Origin of the sequence: Pseudomonas sp. NFPP24, from assembly GCF_900112095.1 — a bacterium.
Taxonomy (GTDB): Bacteria; Pseudomonadota; Gammaproteobacteria; order Pseudomonadales; family Pseudomonadaceae; genus Aquipseudomonas; species Aquipseudomonas extremorientalis.
Genome location: NZ_FOKD01000001.1, coordinates 446,425 through 464,962 on the forward strand (window position 1 = coordinate 446,425; position 18,538 = coordinate 464,962).

17 protein-coding genes are annotated in these 18,538 nt (G+C 59.5%); 15 read left to right on the forward strand and 2 right to left on the reverse strand.

Annotated features, from left to right (window positions below; all coding sequences use genetic code 11):
• Nucleotides 1–102 precede the first annotated feature (102 nt).
• From BM026_RS02035 to BM026_RS02070, 8 genes are all read left to right on the forward strand, one after another.
• On the forward strand, nucleotides 103–1,473 hold the full coding sequence (locus BM026_RS02035; RefSeq protein WP_092241793.1) for an OprD family porin: 1,371 nt from the start codon (nucleotides 103–105) through the stop codon (nucleotides 1,471–1,473).
• 290 nt (nucleotides 1,474–1,763) lie between these two features.
• Nucleotides 1,764–2,402: a peroxiredoxin gene (locus BM026_RS02040; protein WP_071490435.1), complete on the forward strand. Its 639-nt coding sequence runs from the start codon at nucleotides 1,764–1,766 to the stop codon at nucleotides 2,400–2,402.
• 196 nt (nucleotides 2,403–2,598) lie between these two features.
• On the forward strand, nucleotides 2,599–3,192 hold the full coding sequence (gene ssuE, locus BM026_RS02045) for an NADPH-dependent FMN reductase (protein WP_058426479.1): 594 nt from the start codon (nucleotides 2,599–2,601) through the stop codon (nucleotides 3,190–3,192).
• A 95-nt stretch (nucleotides 3,193–3,287) separates the two neighbouring features.
• Nucleotides 3,288–4,256 carry a sulfonate ABC transporter substrate-binding protein gene (locus tag BM026_RS02050; protein WP_071490434.1) on the forward strand — a complete coding sequence of 323 codons (969 nt, stop codon included), beginning with the start codon at nucleotides 3,288–3,290 and terminating at the stop codon, nucleotides 4,254–4,256.
• Nucleotides 4,257–4,281: 25 nt separating this feature from the next.
• Nucleotides 4,282–5,430: an FMNH2-dependent alkanesulfonate monooxygenase gene (gene ssuD / locus BM026_RS02055; RefSeq protein ID WP_071490433.1), complete on the forward strand. Its 1,149-nt coding sequence runs from the start codon at nucleotides 4,282–4,284 to the stop codon at nucleotides 5,428–5,430.
• A gap of 9 nt (nucleotides 5,431–5,439) precedes the next feature.
• Nucleotides 5,440–6,228, forward strand: a complete 789-nt coding sequence (gene ssuC, locus BM026_RS02060) for an aliphatic sulfonate ABC transporter permease SsuC (RefSeq protein ID WP_093527205.1) — start codon at nucleotides 5,440–5,442, stop codon at nucleotides 6,226–6,228.
• Nucleotides 6,225–7,031, forward strand: coding sequence for an aliphatic sulfonates ABC transporter ATP-binding protein (gene ssuB, locus BM026_RS02065; RefSeq protein WP_092241799.1), 807 nt, complete (start codon nucleotides 6,225–6,227; stop codon nucleotides 7,029–7,031). Before ssuC ends, ssuB begins: the two co-directional genes overlap by 4 nt.
• Nucleotides 7,032–7,059: 28 nt before the next feature.
• Nucleotides 7,060–7,275, forward strand: a complete 216-nt coding sequence (locus BM026_RS02070) for a TOBE domain-containing protein (protein ID WP_003213899.1) — start codon at nucleotides 7,060–7,062, stop codon at nucleotides 7,273–7,275.
• Between the two features lie 114 nt (nucleotides 7,276–7,389).
• Here BM026_RS02070 and BM026_RS02075 read toward each other — a convergent pair whose 3' ends face one another.
• Both BM026_RS02075 and BM026_RS02080 read right to left on the reverse strand, forming a co-directional pair.
• Nucleotides 7,390–8,019 carry a TetR/AcrR family transcriptional regulator gene (locus tag BM026_RS02075; protein WP_093120529.1) on the reverse strand — a complete coding sequence of 210 codons (630 nt, stop codon included), beginning with the start codon at nucleotides 8,017–8,019 and terminating at the stop codon, nucleotides 7,390–7,392.
• Nucleotides 8,020–8,166: 147 nt separating this feature from the next.
• On the reverse strand, nucleotides 8,167–9,543 hold the full coding sequence (locus BM026_RS02080) for a glutamine synthetase family protein (RefSeq protein ID WP_003213894.1): 1,377 nt from the start codon (nucleotides 9,541–9,543) through the stop codon (nucleotides 8,167–8,169).
• 597 nt (nucleotides 9,544–10,140) lie between these two features.
• Here BM026_RS02080 and BM026_RS02090 point away from each other — a divergent pair.
• The 7 genes from BM026_RS02090 (at nucleotide 10,141) to BM026_RS02120 (ending at nucleotide 18,464) form a co-directional block, all read left to right on the forward strand.
• Complete coding sequence (locus BM026_RS02090; RefSeq protein WP_003176780.1) at nucleotides 10,141–11,499, forward strand: glutamine synthetase family protein; 1,359 nt, start codon at nucleotides 10,141–10,143, stop codon at nucleotides 11,497–11,499.
• 58 nt (nucleotides 11,500–11,557) lie between these two features.
• Nucleotides 11,558–12,922, forward strand: a complete 1,365-nt coding sequence (locus BM026_RS02095) for an aspartate aminotransferase family protein (RefSeq protein ID WP_092241813.1) — start codon at nucleotides 11,558–11,560, stop codon at nucleotides 12,920–12,922.
• Between the two features lie 196 nt (nucleotides 12,923–13,118).
• On the forward strand, nucleotides 13,119–14,213 hold the full coding sequence (locus BM026_RS02100) for a polyamine ABC transporter substrate-binding protein (protein WP_093120911.1): 1,095 nt from the start codon (nucleotides 13,119–13,121) through the stop codon (nucleotides 14,211–14,213).
• 151 nt (nucleotides 14,214–14,364) lie between these two features.
• Nucleotides 14,365–15,459, forward strand: a complete 1,095-nt coding sequence (locus BM026_RS02105) for a polyamine ABC transporter substrate-binding protein (protein WP_071490428.1) — start codon at nucleotides 14,365–14,367, stop codon at nucleotides 15,457–15,459.
• Nucleotides 15,460–15,523: 64 nt separating this feature from the next.
• Nucleotides 15,524–16,666, forward strand: a complete 1,143-nt coding sequence (locus tag BM026_RS02110) for an ABC transporter ATP-binding protein (protein WP_010207336.1) — start codon at nucleotides 15,524–15,526, stop codon at nucleotides 16,664–16,666.
• Complete coding sequence (locus tag BM026_RS02115) at nucleotides 16,663–17,583, forward strand: ABC transporter permease subunit (RefSeq protein ID WP_092241816.1); 921 nt, start codon at nucleotides 16,663–16,665, stop codon at nucleotides 17,581–17,583. Before BM026_RS02110 ends, BM026_RS02115 begins: the two co-directional genes overlap by 4 nt.
• Nucleotides 17,580–18,464 (forward strand): ABC transporter permease subunit, encoded by an 885-nt coding sequence (locus BM026_RS02120; RefSeq protein ID WP_058426490.1) that lies wholly within the window; start codon nucleotides 17,580–17,582, stop codon nucleotides 18,462–18,464. Before BM026_RS02115 ends, BM026_RS02120 begins: the two co-directional genes overlap by 4 nt.
• Nucleotides 18,465–18,538 lie beyond the last annotated feature (74 nt).

Below are 18,538 nucleotides of genomic sequence, written 5' to 3' on the forward strand. Positions count from 1 at the left end.
GACTTGGTGGTCACTATCTGGCGCTAATCGCGCATCTGTGGATCGAGGGCGTCAGACCCGAGACCAAAGAAATACAAAAATTAGAAATGAGAGGAGCGGTACATGAAGAAGTCAACATTGGCGTTGGCCGTAGCTTTGGCTGCGATTGCCCAGCAGGCAAACTCCGCCGGTTTCATCGAAGACAGTAAGGCAACACTGGGGCTGCGTAACTTCTACATCAACACCGATAACCGTGACGGTCACCCTAACGCCACGTCCAACACGCGTAGCAAAAACGCTGAATGGGGCCAAGGCTTCGATCTACGTTTCATCTCGGGTTACACCCAAGGTACTGTGCAGTTCGGTGTTGACGCGATCGGTCTGTACGGCGTGCGTCTGGATTCGAGCCGTGCTGATCACGGTAACTACACTGGCACTGCTTCGGGCGGTACCATCTTCCCAAGCGACGGCAACAAAGCTGTCCACGATTACGCCAGCCTGGGCGTGACCGGTAAGGTGAAGATCTCCCAGACCGAACTGAAGTTGGGCACCCTGCAGCCAAAACTGCCGGTTATCGTGACCAACGATGGTCGTCTGCTGCCGCAAACCTTCCAAGGTGGCCAGATCACCACCAACGACATCAAGGATTTGACCTTGGTGGCCGGTCAGGTGGAAAAGGCCAAGGGCCGTAACTCCAGCAATAACGAAAACCTGTCGATTGGCGGCGCCAACGGTAGCTCCAACTACAACGCCGGCAAGTTCAGCAACAAGTTCTACTACGCCGGTGGTGACTACAAGCTGACCAAAGACCTGACTGCCCAGTACTACTACGGCAATCTGGAAGATTTCTACAAGCAGCACTTCCTTGGTCTGACCCACAACTGGGCAATCGGTCCAGGCGTTCTGAAGTCTGACCTGCGTTATTTCAACAGCTCGGACGATGGCAAGAACGGCAACACTGCCGCTTACTACTCCAGCGGTAACTACAACAACTTCAACGCGGGTAAAGGCAAGGTCGACAACAACCTGTACAGCGGCCTGTTCCTGTACACCGTTGCCGGTCACACCTTCGGTGGTGGTTACCAGGTCAGCAATGGTAGCAGCGACTTCCCTTGGTTGAACCAGGGCGACGGCTCGTCGGCTTACATCACTACCGACATGCAGATCCAGAAGTTCGCCCGCGCTGGCGAGCGTACCTGGCAAGCTCGCTACGCTTATGACTTCGCAAAAGTCGGTGTACCTGGCCTGACCGCTGGTGTTGTTTACCTCAAAGGTAGCGACATCGACACCATCGCCAACAACAATGGCCGTGCCGAAACCACTGGGCAATCCGAGTGGGAGCGCGACATCACTGTTGCCTATGTGATTCCGGAAGGCCCGCTGAAAAACCTTGGTGTTGCCTGGAAAAACGCTATGTGGCGTACCGACCTGGCGAACACCCGTTCCCAGGACGAAAACCGCCTGATCGTCAGCTACTCGCTGCCACTGTTCTAGTAGTGTGACGCTGTTGTAAGCCTGTAAAGCCCTGCCCGGTGCAACACCGGGCAGGGTGTCTTGCTTTCAAGTCGGGCCAAACCCCCGCAGGCCCTTCCTGACCCCTCTTTGTACAGCGTCTCAAGGCCTTCTCGAACCTTGAAAGCGATGTTGCTCCTCGTCTGCCCCCGCGTCCAATGAACAGATTTTTAATATTCCTTTATCGTCTAGATAAATTGATATTTATTCTTTTTAAATAATCCACAATCCATGCACAGTGGGCTCCATAAGCACTCACCAGGAGCCACACCATGAGCCTAAGACTGGGCGATATCGCCCCCGACTTCGAACAGGATTCCAGCGCCGGCACGATTCGTTTCCACGAATGGCTGGGCGATAGCTGGGGTGTGCTGTTTTCCCACCCGGCGGATTTCACCCCGGTGTGCACCACCGAGCTGGGTTTCACCGCCAAGCTCAAGGACGAATTCGCCAAGCGCGGCGTCAAGGCCATCGCCCTGTCGGTCGACCCGGTGGATTCGCACCACAAGTGGATCGAAGACATCAACGAAACCCAGAACACTGTTGTCAACTTCCCGATCCTGGCCGACGCCGATCGCAAAGTGTCCGACCTCTACGACCTGATCCACCCCAACGCCAGTGACACCCTCACCGTGCGTTCCTTGTTCGTGATCGACCCGAACAAGAAGATCCGCCTGACCATTACCTACCCGGCCAGCACCGGGCGCAACTTCCACGAGATCCTGCGGGTCATCGACTCGTTGCAGCTCACCGACAGCCACAAGGTCGCCACGCCCGCCAACTGGCAGGACGGTGATGAGGTGGTGATCGTGCCTTCGCTCAAGGATGAGGAAGAGATCAAGAGACGCTTTCCGAAGGGCTATCGCGCGGTGAAGCCGTACCTGCGCCTGACACCACAACCGAATCGCTGATCACATAGCAGGGGTTTTGAGGCCGTTTCGACGGCCTTTTTTTTCGGCTGCGATTTCATATCTGGTATATGCATTTTAAGAATAAACAAATGAAAAAATAAGATTTATAGATATATGAATCTGCTGATAAGGTCTGTTCCATCTTGGCGCCATCGTCACACAGCGAACCGCCGACACCTGCTCAAGGAATTCCTGCATGTTGGTCGTAACACTTGGAGGCAGCCCCAGCCAGCGCTCCCGCTCCGGGGTATTGCTGGATAAAACCCGTCAGTGGTTGCAAGACAAAGGCGTAGAAGTGGTGAGTTACCAGATACGGGACTTCCCGGCTGAGGACCTGCTGCATGCGCGCTTCGACAGCCCCAAGGTCATCGACCTGTTGCAACAAGTGGCTAACGCTGACGGCCTGGTGATCGCTACGCCGGTGTACAAGGCCTCGTTCTCCGGCGCGCTGAAGACCGTGCTGGACCTGCTGCCCGAACGCGCCCTGGCCCACAAGATCGTGTTGCCGATGGCCACCGGCGGCAGCATCGCCCACATGCTGGCGGTGGACTATGCCTTGAAGCCGGTGCTGTCGGCGCTGAAGGCCCAGGAATTGCTCCACGGCATCTTTGCCGAAGACAGCCAGATCGCGTATGGCGAAGGCAGTGCCCAGGCGCAGTTGGTGCCAGTGCTCGAACAGCGTTTGCACGAAGCCCTGGAAACACTGTACGGCGCAATGGCCCGTCGCCCGAAACCGCTGGACCCCCACGTGTTGAACGAACGTTTGTTGAGTGCTCGCTGGAGCATCTGAGCCTCACTGATATACCGAAACACTCACCTTACTCAGCCGCCAACGGCCAAGCAGGTGCAGCCAAAACCCCTAATCGCATTTTTGGAGAGAGCGCCATGCGCACTGTCATCCTGCGTCGTGGTCTGGTCGCACTGTTTGCTGCGGCTGTGTCCTTCGGCGCCATTGTTCAAGCTCAAGCGGCCGAGACCCTGCGGATCGGCTATCAGAAATACGGGACGTTGGTGCTGCTCAAGGCCAAGGGCACCCTGGAAAAACGCCTGGCGGCCCAGGGCGTGAATGTCCAGTGGACCGAGTTCCCTGGCGGCCCCCAGCTGCTTGAAGGCCTGAATGTCGGCTCCATCGACTTTGGCGTGACCGGCGAAACCCCGCCGGTGTTCGCCCAGGCTGCCGGTGCCGACCTGCTCTACGTGGCCTACGAACCACCGGCGCCGACCAGCGAAGCGATCCTGGTGCCGAAAGACTCACCGATCAAATCCGTGGCCGAGCTCAAGGGCAAGAAGATCGTGCTCAACAAAGGCTCCAACGTGCACTACCTGCTGGTGCGGGCCCTGGAAGATGCCGGCCTGAAATACACCGATGTGCAAACCGTATTCCTGCCGCCCGCCGATGCCCGTGCCGCTTTCGAGCGTGGCAGTGTGGACGCCTGGGTGATCTGGGACCCGTACCAGGCCGCCGCCGAGAAACAACTGCAGGCCCGCACCCTGCGTGACGGCACCGGCATCGCCGACAACCATCAGTTCTACCTGGCGACCAAACCGTATGCCGAACAACACCCGCAAGTGATCAAGGCGCTGGTGGAAGAAGTGCGCGCCGTGGGCGAATGGTCCAAGGCCAACCCCCAGGAAGTCACCGAACAAGTCGCACCGCTGCTCGGTCTGCCGGCTGACATCACCCTGACCTCGGTAAAACGCCAGGGCTACGGCGCGCTGTTCCTGACCCCGGAAGTGGTCGCCGCCCAGCAGAAAATCGCCGACAGCTTCTACCAACTCAAATTGATCCCCAAACCCTTGAGCATCAAGGACGTGATCTGGACGCCACCCGCCGCCGTTGCCAACGCGCCGTAATCCGACTTCTTCAGGAGACAACTCCATGAGCCTCAATATTTTCTGGTTCCTGCCTACCCACGGCGACGGCCATTACCTTGGCACCGCCGAAGGCGCTCGCGCCGTTGACCACGGTTATCTGCAGCAAGTGGCCCAGGCCGCCGATCGCCTGGGCTTCGGTGGGGTGCTGATCCCGACCGGGCGCTCCTGCGAAGACTCGTGGCTGGTGGCCGCTTCGCTGATCCCGGTGACCCAGCGCTTGAAATTCCTTGTCGCGCTGCGCCCCGGGATCATTTCCCCGACGGTGGCTGCGCGTCAGGCCGCGACCCTGGATCGTCTGTCCGGTGGCCGTGCGTTGTTCAACCTGGTGACCGGCGGCGATCCGGAAGAATTGGCCGGCGACGGCTTGTTCCTCAGCCATGAAGAGCGCTACCAGGCCTCGGTGGAATTCACCCGCATCTGGCGCCGTGTGCTGGAAGGCGAGACCGTGGATTACGACGGCGAGCACATCAGCGTCAAAGGCGCCAAGCTGCTTTACCCGCCGATCCAGCAACCGCGTCCGCCACTGTACTTCGGCGGCTCCTCCGAAGCGGCCCAGGACCTGGCAGCCGAGCAGGTGGAAATGGTGTTGACCTGGGGTGAGCCACCGGCCGCTGTCGCGGAAAAAATCGAACAGGTACGCGCCAAGGCCGCCAAGCTCGGGCGTACCGTGCGCTTTGGTATCCGCCTGCATGTGATCGTGCGTGAAACCAACGAAGAAGCATGGAAGGCCGCCGACAAACTGATCTCCCACCTGGATGACGACACCATCGCCCGTGCCCAGGCCTCTTTGGCACGCTTTGATTCTGTCGGCCAGCAACGCATGGCGGCGTTGCATGGCGGCAACCGCGACAACCTCGAAGTCAGTCCCAACCTGTGGGCCGGCGTCGGCCTGGTGCGTGGCGGTGCGGGGACGGCGCTGGTGGGCGATGGCCCGACCGTGGCGGCACGCGTCAAGGAGTACGCCGCGCTGGGTATCGACACGTTTATTTTCTCCGGTTATCCACACCTGGAAGAGTCGTATCGCGTTGCCGAATTGCTGTTCCCTCACTTGGATATCGAGCGACCCGAGCTGCCGAAAAGCGCCGGCTACGTCAGCCCGTTCGGCGAGATGGTCGCCAACGATATCCTTCCCAAAGCTGCGTCACAGAGCTGAGGCCGCCCCATGATCTATGAAAAACTAAGCCACCGCGTGGCGCCCTGGGTACTGCCGGTGCTATTGCTCGCGGTGTGGCAGTTGTCGGTATCGGCGGGGTGGTTGTCGACCCGTATCCTGCCGGCGCCCAGTGCCGTGATTGCTGCCGGCGTGCATCTGGTCGCCAGCGGTGAGATCTGGACGCACCTGGCGATCAGTGGCTGGCGTGCCGGCCTGGGGTTTGTGATCGGCGGCAGCATCGGCCTGGTCCTGGGCTTTATCACTGGCTTGTCGAAGTGGGGCGAACGCCTGCTGGACAGTTCGGTGCAGATGATCCGCAACGTGCCGCACCTGGCGCTGATTCCGCTGGTGATCCTGTGGTTCGGCATTGATGAGACGGCGAAGATTTTCCTGGTTGCCCTCGGCACGCTGTTCCCGATCTACCTGAATACCTACCACGGCATCCGCAATGTCGACCCGGCGTTGGTGGAGATGTCGCGCAGCTACGGCTTGTCCGGGTTCAGCCTGTTCCGCCAGGTGATCCTGCCGGGTGCGCTGCCGTCGATCCTGGTGGGCGTGCGCTTTGCCCTGGGCTTCATGTGGCTGACGCTGATCGTGGCGGAAACCATATCGGCCAGCTCCGGCATCGGCTACCTGGCGATGAACGCTCGTGAATTCCTGCAAACCGACGTGGTGGTGTTGGCTATCGTGATGTACGCCATCCTCGGCAAACTCGCCGATCTGGCTGCTCGTGGCCTGGAGCGTGTGTGGCTGCGCTGGCACCCGGCCTATCAAGTGAATAAAGGAGGTGCGGCATGACAGCTCAACAACCTCCGCGCCTGCTCAAGGGCATCCCCCTGGCGGTACGCAAGTTGCGCAAGGCCTTTGGCGCACGGGAAGTGCTCAAGGAGATTGACCTGCACATACCTGCCGGCCAATTCGTGGCGGTGGTCGGCCGCAGTGGCTGCGGCAAAAGTACCTTGCTGCGCCTGCTGGCCGGGCTGGACAAAGCCAGCGGCGGCGAGCTGCTGGCCGGTTCCGCACCGCTGAGCGAAGCGCTTGAAGACACGCGGTTGATGTTCCAGGAAGCGCGCCTGTTGCCATGGAAAAAGATCATCGACAACGTCGGCCTTGGCCTTAAAGGCGATTGGCGCCCCAAAGCGTTGGAAGCCCTGGAGGCGGTCGGCCTGGCTGAACGTGCCAACGAGTGGCCGGCGGCGCTGTCCGGTGGGCAGAAGCAACGCGTGGCCCTGGCTCGTGCGCTGATCCACCAACCGCGCCTGCTGTTGCTGGATGAGCCGCTGGGGGCGCTGGATGCCCTGACCCGCATCGAGATGCAGCAACTGATCGAAAACCTGTGGCAGAAGCATGGCTTCACCGTGTTGCTGGTAACCCACGATGTCAGCGAAGCCGTGGCAATTGCCGACCGCGTCATCCTGATCGAAGACGGCGAAATCGGCCTCGACCTGATCGTCGACCTGCCACGCCCGCGTGCACGGGGCTCACATCGCCTGGCCGCGTTGGAAGCTGAAGTGCTCAACCGTGTGCTGTCGTTGCCCGGCTCGCCACCGGAACCCGAACCTGTTTCACCGCTGCCTACGCAATTGCGTTGGGCTCAATAACTCACTCGTCCCCTGAAGGAAGAACACCATGACTATTAAAGCCATCAACGTGCGTAACCAGTTCAAAGGCACCATCAAGGAAATCGTCGAAGGCGACGTGCTGTCGGAAATCGACGTGCAGACCGCGTCCGGCATCGTCACTTCCGTGATCACCACCCGCTCGGTCAAAGAGCTGGAGCTGGTGATTGGCAGCGAAGTGATTGCCTTCGTGAAATCCACCGAGGTGTCGATCGCCAAGTTGTGATCGCGCTTGAGACCGCCATCGGGGGCAAGCCCCCTCCCACATTTTGAATGTATTCACAAATCAAAGTGTGGGAGGGGGCTTGCCCCCGATGAGGCCGGCCCAGCCCCCACAAAATTAACGCTTGGGCAGGTAGGGCGGCAGGTACAGCCCTACATACGCATCAAACACCCGCATCCCTTCCTCCGCCATGCGCGGTGTGATCAGCCCATGCTGATGCACCGAGCGCGCATACACTCGGTCGCTCAGCTCCAACGCCAGGGCAAATACATCCACATCCTTCGGTAGCGTCGGCACTTCGAAGTGGCGGTTGAACACCGCGAGCATCAAATCTCCCAGCTCCAGATCATGCTGACGATCCGCCTGGGTCACTTCGGTCAGCCCATGCTGGGCCAGGATCAACTGGCGTGCGGCGGCGTCGTGCTCGTAGATGCTGAGCATGCGCTGTTCGACGATGCAGGACAGGTCGCGCCAAAGCTTGAGTGAGTCGTGGTCGATGGGCGCCTGAATCGCCGCCCGGAAAGCGGCATGCACATCGGTGGTCAGAGCTTCCAACAGCGCCGGCACACTGGCGAAGAAGTGATACACCGACGACGGCGGAATCTGCGCCCGCTCGGCCACGCCGTAGATCGACAAACCCGCCACGCCTTCGGCAGCCAGCAAGGTGCGGGCGGCGTCGAGGATCGCGTCGATCCGGGCCTGACTGCGGGCGCGGGGTTTGCGAAGGGCGGCGGGGCGGGTGGTCATGGAAGTCTCCTACAAGGCAGCGGGCATTGTACGCAGAGCCTGAAGATGATCCATACCTGGGGCGAGGGCTTTTGTGGTGAGCGAGTTTGTTGTGGCGAGCGGGCTTGCCACAACAAGCCTGCTCACCACATTTACAGTCGCAACCGCTTACACGGTATGCAGGTACCAGTTGTACTCAAGGTCGGAGATGGAGTGTTCGAACTCTTCCAGCTCACTTTCCTTACAGGCGACGAAGATATCGATGTATTTAGGATCGATGTACTTGGCCATCACCTCGCTGTCGTCCAACTCGCGCAATGCATCGCGCAGGTTGTTCGGCAGGCTTTGCTCGTTTTGCTCGTAGCTGTTGCCTTCCACTGGTGCGCCAGGCTCGATCTTGTTGGTCAGGCCATGGTGCACGCCTGCCAGGACCGAAGCCATCAGCAGGTAAGGGTTGGCGTCGGCGCCGGCCACGCGGTGTTCGATACGCACGGCATCGGACGAGCCGGTCGGTACGCGAATCGCCACGGTACGGTTGTCCAGGCCCCAGCACGGCGAGTTCGGCACGTAGAACTGTGCGCCGAAACGACGGTAGGAGTTGACGTTGGGGCACAGGAACGCCATCTGGGCGGGCAGGGTCTCGAGCACACCGCCGATCGCGTGACGCAATGCGGCGTTCTGCTCGGGATCCTCGCTGGCAAAAATGTTCTTGCCGTCTTTGTCCAGGATCGAGATGTGTACGTGCAAACCGTTGCCTGCCTGGCCCGGATACGGCTTGGCCATGAAGGTGGTGTCCATCTCATGGTCGTAGGCGATGTTCTTGATCAGGCGCTTGAGCAGTACCGCGTAGTCGCAAGCCTTGATCGGGTCGGCCACGTGGTGCAGGTTCACTTCGAACTGCGCCGGGGCACTTTCCTTGACGATGGCGTCGGCCGGGATGCCTTGTTCTTTCGCACCTTCCAGGATGTCCTGGAGGCAGTCGACATATTCGTCGAGGTCGTCGATCAGGTAGACCTGTGTCGAGTGCGGGCGTTTGCCGGAAATCGGCGAGCGGGGCGGTTGTGGGCGACCGTTCACGTTCTCCTGGTCGATCAGGTAGAACTCAAGCTCGAAGGCGGCGCAGATGGTCAGACCGAGGTCGTCGAATTTGCTTACAACTTGGCGGAGCACTTCGCGCGGATCGGCGAAGAAAGGTTCACCTTCCAGTTCGTGCATGGTCATCAGCAGTTGCGCGGTGGGGCGCTTTTGCCAGGGTTCATTGCACAGGGTGTCGGGGATCGGATAACAGATTCGGTCAGCATCACCGATGTCCAGGCCCAGGCCGGTGCTTTCCACCGTAGAGCCGTTGATATCCAGGGCAAATAAAGAGGCAGGCAGGTTAATGCCCTTCTCGTAAACCTTGTGGAGGCTGGTGCGTTCGATGCGCTTGCCGCGCACCACACCATTCATATCCGCAATTAGAAGGTCTACGTACAGAACCTCAGGATGATCCTTAAGGAACGCGTTCGCTTCGTTAAGCTGAACGGCACGCGGGGGTACCGACATGATGCAACACCTTTGTTGTTAAAAATATCAATCATTGATCTTTTCTGGTTTCAGTCAACCCGAACGGCATGCCGAAGTCAAGCGAGGCCTTTTTTGCCCTAAAAAAGCGCCGTGAAGGCTTTTTTGGGGCTTTTTGGGGCGGTTTTTTGGGTTTGAGAGGCTTGGGACTCGCAGGCTTGAGCGGGCCGTGTTGTATTTTTTACGGGGGTGTTGTGTAAAAAAATGAACAAGGCTAAGCTCGATTCAAACCCATAACAGCAATAATACCGGGGTGCTTCATGTTTCACCTGCCGCCCAACGGCGTCTTGGCCTGCTTCAGCCAGGCTGTGTCATCCGTATTTTCCTCCCGCGTGATAGCGCGCCCCCCGGCCAATATTCTTGACGCCCGGTCTACCCTCTTTTTTGCTTCCTCATTTGTCAGAGAGCGGCGTGCGCCCTGCGTGCTGCTCAAGATTGCGCACAACTTTGGCGTGAGGAATGCAACGCAGCAGCAAATGGCAGGTAAGCTCCTACCCTGAACGAAAAAACGACGCGGATGCTGCGTCAAACAACGCCTGGCCTTTAATGGATGCCAGGAAACCCAGCCCAGAGGCATTTATGAGTAACAACCTCGACCAGCTCACCGATTGGTTGAAAGACCACAAGATCACAGAAGTCGAATGCATGATTGGCGACCTCACCGGTATCACCCGGGGCAAGATCTCGCCGACCAACAAGTTCATTGCCGAAAAGGGCATGCGCCTGCCCGAAAGCGTTCTGCTGCAGACCGTGACCGGCGACTATGTCGAAGACGACATCTATTACGAATTGCTCGACCCGGCCGATATCGACATGATCTGCCGCCCCGACCAGAACGCCGTGTTTCTGGTGCCTTGGGCCATCGAGCCGACCGCCCAGGTGATCCACGACACCTACGACAAGCAAGGCAACCCGATCGAGCTGTCGCCGCGCAACGTGCTCAAGAAGGTCCTCAAGCTCTACGCCGACAAAGGCTGGCAGCCCATCGTGGCGCCGGAGATGGAGTTCTACCTGACCAAGCGCTGCGAAGACCCTGACTTCCCGCTGCAACCGCCGATTGGCCGTTCCGGGCGCCCGGAAACCGGTCGCCAGTCCTTCTCTATAGAAGCCGCCAACGAATTCGACCCGTTGTTCGAAGACGTCTACGACTGGTGCGAACTGCAGGAACTGGACCTCGACACCCTGATCCACGAAGACGGCACGGCGCAGATGGAAATCAACTTCCGTCACGGCGATGCCCTGTCCCTGGCCGACCAGATCCTGGTGTTCAAACGCACCATGCGCGAAGCCGCGCTCAAGCACGACGTGGCCGCCACCTTCATGGCCAAGCCGATGACCGGCGAGCCCGGTAGTGCGATGCACCTGCACCAGAGCATCATCGACATCGCCACCGGCAAGAACGTCTTCTCCAATGAAGACGGGACCATGAGCCAGCTGTTCCTCAACCATATTGGCGGCCTGCAGAAATTCATCCCTGAACTGCTGCCGCTGTTTGCCCCCAACGTGAACTCGTTCCGCCGCTTCCTGCCCGACACCTCGGCGCCGGTCAACGTCGAGTGGGGCGAAGAAAACCGCACCGTCGGCCTGCGCGTACCGGATGCCGGCCCGCAGAACCGCCGTGTGGAAAACCGCCTGCCGGGCGCCGACGCCAACCCGTACCTGGCGATTGCCGCCAGCCTGTTGTGCGGCTACATCGGCATGGTCGAAGGCCATAACCCGAGCGCGCCGGTGGTGGGCCGTGGTTACGAGCGGCGCAACCTGCGCCTGCCGTTGACCATCGAAGACGCCCTGGAGCGCATGGAAAACAGCAAGACCATCGAGAAATACCTGGGTCAGAAATTCATCACAGGCTACGTCGCGGTCAAGCGGGCCGAGCATGAAAACTTCAAGCGCGTGATCAGTTCGTGGGAGCGGGAATTCCTGCTCTTTGCCGTCTGATACGCCGGGCGCGCCCTTTGAACGGCGCGCCCTTTACTGAAAAGTCTAGGAGATTGGTATGTCCAGCAACAACCCGCAAACCCGTGAATGGCAAGCCTTGAGCAGCGATCACCACCTGGCGCCGTTCAGCGACTTCAAGCAATTGAAAGAGAAAGGCCCACGGATCATCACCAAAGCCCACGGCGTTTACCTGTGGGACAGCGAAGGCAACAAGATCCTCGACGGCATGGCCGGCCTGTGGTGCGTGGCGATCGGTTATGGCCGCGATGAACTGGCTGACGCCGCCGCCAGGCAAATGAAAGAACTGCCGTACTACAACCTGTTCTTCCAGACCGCTCACCCGCCAGTGCTGGAACTGGCCAAGGCCATTTCTGACATCGCACCAGCCGGCATGAACCACGTGTTCTTCACCGGTTCCGGCTCCGAAGGCAACGACACCATGTTGCGCATGGTCCGCCACTACTGGGCGATCAAGGGCCAGCCGAACAAGAAAACCATCATCAGCCGCAAGAATGGCTACCACGGTTCCACCGTGGCCGGCGCCAGCCTGGGCGGCATGACCTATATGCACGAGCAGGGCGACTTGCCGATCCCGGGCATCACTCACATCGCCCAGCCGTACTGGTTTGGCGAAGGCGGCGACATGAGCCCCGAAGAATTCGGCGTGTGGGCTGCCAACCAGTTGGAAGAAAAGATCCTGGAACTGGGCGTGGACAACGTCGGCGCCTTTATTGCCGAGCCGATCCAGGGTGCCGGTGGCGTGATCGTGCCGCCGGCAACCTACTGGCCGCGCATCAAGGAAATCCTCGCCAAGTACGACATTCTGTTTATCGCCGACGAAGTGATCTGCGGTTTCGGCCGCACCGGTGAGTGGTTCGGTAGCGACTTCTACGACCTCAAGCCCCACATGATGACCATCGCCAAGGGCCTGACCTCGGGCTACATCCCCATGGGCGGCCTGATCGTGCGCGATGACGTGGTGGCGGTGCTCAACGAAGGTGGTGATTTCAACCACGGCTTCACCTACTCCGGTCACCCGGTGGCCGCTGCAGTGGCGCTGGAAAACATCCGCATCATGCGCGATGAAAAAATCGTTAACCGTGTGCATGATGAAACGGCACCGTATTTGCAGAAACGTCTGAGGGAGTTGGCGGATCATCCGCTGGTGGGCGAAGTGCGCGGCGTGGGCATGCTCGGTGCCATTGAACTGGTGCAGGACAAGGCCACCCGCAAGCGCTACGAAGGCAAGGGTGTCGGCATGATCTGCCGCACGTTCTGCTTCGAAAATGGCCTGATCATGCGCGCCGTGGGTGACACCATGATCATTTCGCCGCCGCTGGTGATCAGCAAGGCAGAAATCGACGAGCTGGTGACCAAGGCTCGGCAGTGCCTGGACCTGACTTTGGCGGCATTGCAGGGCTAAGTGCTAGGCTCAGAACGCAGCGGCTTTCGGGTGCTGCGTTCAGGGCAGTTATAAATGAGGCTTTGGTTGAAAGCCGGCCTCGGAACTTGCCAGACTGTCGCCCTGTTTTGTTGCCCTTTGGCTGGGCTACTCAACATTGAAAGCTTGTGGCCCAAAAAAGAAAAAATCGGAGCATCACCAAATGAAGGCATTAGGTTTGAAGAACGCTGGCAAGACCCTCCTCGCCTTGTCCCTGATGGGCGCAATGGCGGGCGCGGCCCAGGCAGACGATAAAGTGCTGCACGTCTACAACTGGTCCGACTACATTGCACCGGACACCATCGCCAACTTTGAAAAAGAGTCGGGCATCAAGGTGGTGTACGACGTTTTTGACAGCAACGAAACCCTGGAAGCCAAGTTGCTGGCAGGCAAGTCCGGTTACGACATCGTCGTGCCGTCGAACAACTTCCTCGCCAAGCAGATCAAGGCCGGTGTCTACCAGGAGCTGGACAAGTCCAAGCTGTCCAACTACGACAACCTGAACAAATCCCTGCTCAAGGCCGTGTCGGTCAGCGACCCGGACAACAAGCACGCCTTCCCGTACATGTGGGGCTCGATCGGTATCGGCTACAACCCGGAGAAGGTCAAGGCCGCGCTGGGCGTGGACAAGATCGACTCGTGGGACGTGCTGCTCAAGCCTGAAAACATCGCCAAGCTCAAAAGCTGCGGCGTGAGCTTCCTCGATTCGCCAACCGAAATGCTGCCGATCGCGCTGCACTACCTGGGCCTGCCGACCGACAGCCAGAAGAAAGACGACCTCAAGCAGGCCGAAGCGCTGTTCCTGAAGATCCGTCCTTCGATCGGCTACTTCCACTCGTCCAAGTACATTTCCGACCTGGCCAACGGCAACATCTGCGTGGCCGTGGGTTACTCGGGTGACATCCAGCAGGCCAAGTCCCGCGCGGCCGAAGCCGGTGGCAAGGTCAAGGTGGCCTATGACATTCCGAAAGAAGGCGCTGGCAGCTTCTTCGACATGGTCGCCATCCCTAAAGATGCCGAGAACGTCGACGCGGCCTACAAGTTCATGAACTACCTGCTCAAGCCGGAAGTCATGGCGTCGATCACCAACAGCGTGCGTTTCCCGAACGGTAACGAGAAGGCCACCGCACTGGTCGACAAAGATATCACCAGCGACCCGGGCATCTACCCGCCAGCGGAAGTGCAGGCCAAGCTCTACGCCATTGCCGACCTGCCGGCTGCGACCCAGCGTGAAATGACACGCAGCTGGACCAAGATCAAGTCCGGTAAGTAAGCCCTGAAACCGGTGGAGGGGCAGTTTGACTGCCCCTCTCACAAATTAAATAACAGAAAGTTTTGCCGGATCGGTTTATCGAGGGTAAGTTGCGCGCCGGTTTTGTTGCCGGGCAACAACTTTGGGCCCAACTATTTAAGAGGACCTCCACTTGCCAATTTCTTTATTTCGCAAAGCCATGCTGGTGGGTGCAGGTATCACGCTGACGTTGAGCGTACAGGCCGCACCGACCGTGCATATTTATAACTGGTCGGATTACATCGGCGACGACACCCTGGCCAACTTCGAAAAGGCCAGCGGCATCAAGCCCGTGTATGACGTGTTTGACTCCAACGAAACCCTGGAAGGCAAGCTGCTGGCCGGGCGTACCGGCTACGACGTGGTGGTGCCGTCCAACCACTTCCTGGGCAAGCAGATCAAGGCCGGGGCATTCCAGAAGCTCGACAAGTCGTTGCTGACAAATTACGCCAACCTTGACCCGGCGCTGCTCAAGCGCCTGGAAAAGAACGACCCGGGCAACCAGTACGCCGTACCGTACCTGTGGGGCACCAATGGCATCGGCTACAACGTCGATAAAGTGAAGGAAGTGCTGGGCGTCGACCATATCGATTCCTGGGCCGTGCTGTTCGAGCCGGAAAACATGAAGAAACTGGCGACGTGCGGCGTGTCGTTCATGGACTCGGCGGACGAAATGCTGCCGGCAGTGCTCAACTACATGGGCCTGAACCCCAACAGCGAGAACCCTGAAGACTACAAGAAGGCCGAAGCCAAGCTGCTCAAAGTGCGGCCCTACGTGACCTACTTCCATTCTTCCAAATACATCTCGGACCTGGCCAACGGCAACATCTGCGTGGCGGCCGGGTTCTCCGGCGATGTGTTCCAGGCCAAGGCTCGCGCAAGCGAAGCGGGCAAGGGCGTGAACATCGCCTACGCGATTCCGAAGGAAGGCGGCAACCTGTGGTTCGACGTGCTGGCCATCCCCAAGGATGCCACCAACGTCAAAGAGGCCCACGCCTTCATCAACTATTTGCTGCAACCTGAGGTGATCGCCCAGGTCAGTGATTACGTCGGTTACGCCAACCCTAACCCAGGGGCGGACAAACTGATGAAGCAATCGATACGCACGGACGAAGCGGTTTACCCACCGCAGGCGGTACTCGACAGGACCTTCGTCAACTTCGAGCTACCCCCGAAAGTGCAACGTTTGATGACCCGTAGCTGGACCAAGGTCAAGACGGGCAAGTAAGGCTCAACCTATCCAAGGTTCGCCCGCCTCGGGCGCACAGAAATTTTTGTTGGGAGTTTCGTAAATGGCAGTTGCCTCCGGCGCCTATAAGAAAGCCCTCGAAGGGGACCAGACACCGAAGAAGGTGCTGGTCAAAATCGACCGGGTCACGAAGAAGTTCGACGAGACGATTGCCGTGGACGATGTGTCCCTGGAAATCAAGAAGGGCGAGATCTTCGCCCTGCTCGGCGGTTCGGGTTCGGGCAAGTCCACCTTGCTGCGCATGCTCGCAGGTTTCGAGCGCCCGACCGAGGGCCGCATCTACCTCGACGGCGAGGACATCACCGACATGCCGCCCTACGAGCGGCCGATCAACATGATGTTCCAGTCCTACGCCCTGTTCCCGCACATGACCGTGGCGCAGAACATCGCCTTCGGCCTGCAACAGGACAAGATCCCCAAGGCCGAGATCGACGCCCGCGTGGCCGAGATGCTCAAACTGGTGCAGATGAGCCAGTACGCCAAGCGCAAGCCGCACCAGTTGTCCGGTGGCCAGCGCCAGCGTGTGGCCCTGGCCCGTTCCCTGGCCAAGCGTCCGAAACTGCTGTTGCTCGATGAGCCCATGGGCGCCCTCGACAAGAAGCTGCGTTCGCAGATGCAACTGGAGTTGGTGGAGATCATCGAGCGCGTGGGCGTGACCTGCGTGATGGTGACACACGACCAGGAAGAGGCCATGACCATGGCCGAGCGCATCGCGATCATGCACCTGGGCTGGATCGCCCAGATCGGCAGCCCGATCGACATTTACGAAACGCCTACCAGCCGCCTGGTGTGCGAGTTCATCGGCAACGTCAACATCTTCGACACCCAAGTGGTCGATGACGCCGAAGGCCACGCGGTGCTCAAGTGCCCGGACCTGGACCGCGACATCTATGTGGGCTACGGCATCGCCACCTCGGTGGAAGACAAGTCGGTAACCTACGCCATCCGCCCGGAAAAACTGTTGGTCACCACCGAAATGCCGACCTGCGAGCACAACTGGTCCAGCGGCAAGGTGCACGATATTGCCTACCTGGGCGGCCATTCGGTGTTCTACGTGGAGTTGCCGAGCGGCAAGCTGGTGCAGTCCTTTGTGGCCAACGCCGAGCGCCGTGGCCAGCGGCCAACCTGGGGTGACCAGGTCTACGTATGGTGGGAAGACGACAGCGGCGTGGTACTGCGCTCATGAACATGAAGAAGCTCAAGCGCCGCCTGCAACGAATAACGCCCAGTGGCCGTCATGCGGTCATTGGCATTCCCTTCCTGTGGCTGTTCCTGTTCTTCATGCTGCCGTTCTTCATCGTCCTGAAGATCAGTTTTGCCGAAGCTGACGTGGCGATCCCGCCGTATACCGAGATCTACACCTTCGTTGAGCAGAAACTGCAGTTGGTGCTCAACCTGGGCAACTACGCGATGCTCGGCGACGACGAGTTGTACATCGCTGCGTACCTGGGCTCGCTGAAAATGGCGTTCTTCAGCACGCTGCTGTGCCTGTTGATCGGCTACCCGATGGCCTATGCCATCGCCAGTGCGCGCAAAGAGATGCAGACCGTGCTGGTGCTGCTGATCATGATGCCGACCTGGACCGCGATCCTGATCCGCGTGTATGCGTGGATGGGCATCCTCAGCAACAACGGTTTGCTCAATGGCTTCCTGCTGTCCATCGGGTTGATCAACGAGCCGCTGCAGATCCTCAACACCAACATCGCGGTGTATATCGGCGTGGTCTATTCGTACCTGCCATTCATGATCCTGCCGCTGTACGCCAACCTGGTGAAACACGACCAGAGCCTGCTGGAAGCCGCTTCGGACCTGGGTTCGAGCACCTTCAACAGCTTCTGGAAGATCACCGTGCCGCTGTCCAAGAACGGCATCATCGCCGGTTGCATGCTGGTGTTCATCCCCGTCGTGGGCGAGTTCGTGATCCCGGAACTGCTGGGCGGCCCGGAAACCCTGATGATCGGTAAAGTGTTGTGGCAAGAGTTCTTCAACAACCGTGACTGGCCGGTGGCCTCTGCCCTGGCGGTGGTGATGCTGGCGATCCTGATCGTGCCGATCATCCTGTTCAACCGCAGCCAAGCCAAAGAGATGGAGGGCAAGGTATGAAGCGCTTCAGTTTCTCGAGTTTCATGCTGGTGGCGGGGTTGCTGTTCATCTACCTGCCGATGCTGATCCTGGTGATCTACTCGTTCAACGAATCCAAGCTGGTAACAGTGTGGGGCGGTTGGTCGATCAAGTGGTACGTGGGCCTTCTGGACAACACCCAGTTGATGGGTTCGGTGGCGCGTTCCCTGGAAATCGCCTGCTACACGGCAGTGGCTGCGGTAGCGCTGGGCACCCTGGCGGCCTTCGTGCTGACGCGCATCAGCCAGTTCAAGGGCCGCACGCTGTTTGGCGGCCTGGTGACCGCGCCATTGGTGATGCCCGAGGTGATCACCGGTCTGTCGCTGTTGCTGCTGTTTGTGGCCATGGCGCAGATGATCGGCTGGCCCCAGGAGCGTGGCATCGTCACCATCTGGATCGCCCACACCACGTTCTGCGCGGCGTATGTGGCGGTGGTGGTGTCGGCGCGCTTGCGTGAGCTGGACCTGTCGATCGAAGAAGCGGCGATGGACCTGGGTGCGCGGCCGTGGAAGGTGTTCTTCCTGATCACCATCCCGATGATTGCGCCGTCGCTGGCGGCGGGCGGCATGATGTCGTTCGCGTTGTCCCTGGATGACCTTGTGCTTGCCAGTTTCGTATCGGGCCCGGGCTCGACGACCCTGCCGATGGAAGTGTTCTCGGCGGTGCGCCTTGGGGTCAAACCCGAAATCAACGCCGTGGCCAGCCTGATCCTGCTGGCGGTGTCGCTGGTGACCTTCCTGGTGTGGTTCTTCAGCCGGCGTGCCGAAGAGATGCGCAAGAAGGCCATTCAGCAAGCGATTGAAGAAGCCGCTGCCGATGGCTGGCAGCAGCCGGACAAGCGCCGGGCAGCTGCACCGGTCTAAATGTGGGAGGGGGCTTGCCCCCGATGACAGTGTGTCAGCCAATGGATATGTGGCTGATGCTCCGCTATCGGGGG

What these genes read in the sequence shown, in the direction of transcription:
- ssuC (WP_093527205.1), top strand. Translation starts at nt 5,440, where the DNA reads ATGATCTATGAAAAACTAAGCCACCGCGTGGCGCCCTGGGTACTGCCG.
- BM026_RS02070 (WP_003213899.1), top strand. Translation starts at nt 7,060, where the DNA reads ATGACTATTAAAGCCATCAACGTGCGTAACCAGTTCAAAGGCACCATC.
- BM026_RS02080 (WP_003213894.1), bottom strand. Translation starts at nt 9,543, where the DNA reads ATGTCGGTACCCCCGCGTGCCGTTCAGCTTAACGAAGCGAACGCGTTC.
- ssuB (WP_092241799.1), top strand. Translation starts at nt 6,225, where the DNA reads ATGACAGCTCAACAACCTCCGCGCCTGCTCAAGGGCATCCCCCTGGCG.
- BM026_RS02035 (WP_092241793.1), top strand. Translation starts at nt 103, where the DNA reads ATGAAGAAGTCAACATTGGCGTTGGCCGTAGCTTTGGCTGCGATTGCC.
- BM026_RS02040 (WP_071490435.1), top strand. Translation starts at nt 1,764, where the DNA reads ATGAGCCTAAGACTGGGCGATATCGCCCCCGACTTCGAACAGGATTCC.
- BM026_RS02050 (WP_071490434.1), top strand. Translation starts at nt 3,288, where the DNA reads ATGCGCACTGTCATCCTGCGTCGTGGTCTGGTCGCACTGTTTGCTGCG.
- BM026_RS02090 (WP_003176780.1), top strand. Translation starts at nt 10,141, where the DNA reads ATGAGTAACAACCTCGACCAGCTCACCGATTGGTTGAAAGACCACAAG.
- BM026_RS02075 (WP_093120529.1), bottom strand. Translation starts at nt 8,019, where the DNA reads ATGACCACCCGCCCCGCCGCCCTTCGCAAACCCCGCGCCCGCAGTCAG.
- BM026_RS02095 (WP_092241813.1), top strand. Translation starts at nt 11,558, where the DNA reads ATGTCCAGCAACAACCCGCAAACCCGTGAATGGCAAGCCTTGAGCAGC.
- ssuD (WP_071490433.1), top strand. Translation starts at nt 4,282, where the DNA reads ATGAGCCTCAATATTTTCTGGTTCCTGCCTACCCACGGCGACGGCCAT.
- BM026_RS02115 (WP_092241816.1), top strand. Translation starts at nt 16,663, where the DNA reads ATGAACATGAAGAAGCTCAAGCGCCGCCTGCAACGAATAACGCCCAGT.
- BM026_RS02110 (WP_010207336.1), top strand. Translation starts at nt 15,524, where the DNA reads ATGGCAGTTGCCTCCGGCGCCTATAAGAAAGCCCTCGAAGGGGACCAG.
- ssuE (WP_058426479.1), top strand. Translation starts at nt 2,599, where the DNA reads ATGTTGGTCGTAACACTTGGAGGCAGCCCCAGCCAGCGCTCCCGCTCC.
- BM026_RS02120 (WP_058426490.1), top strand. Translation starts at nt 17,580, where the DNA reads ATGAAGCGCTTCAGTTTCTCGAGTTTCATGCTGGTGGCGGGGTTGCTG.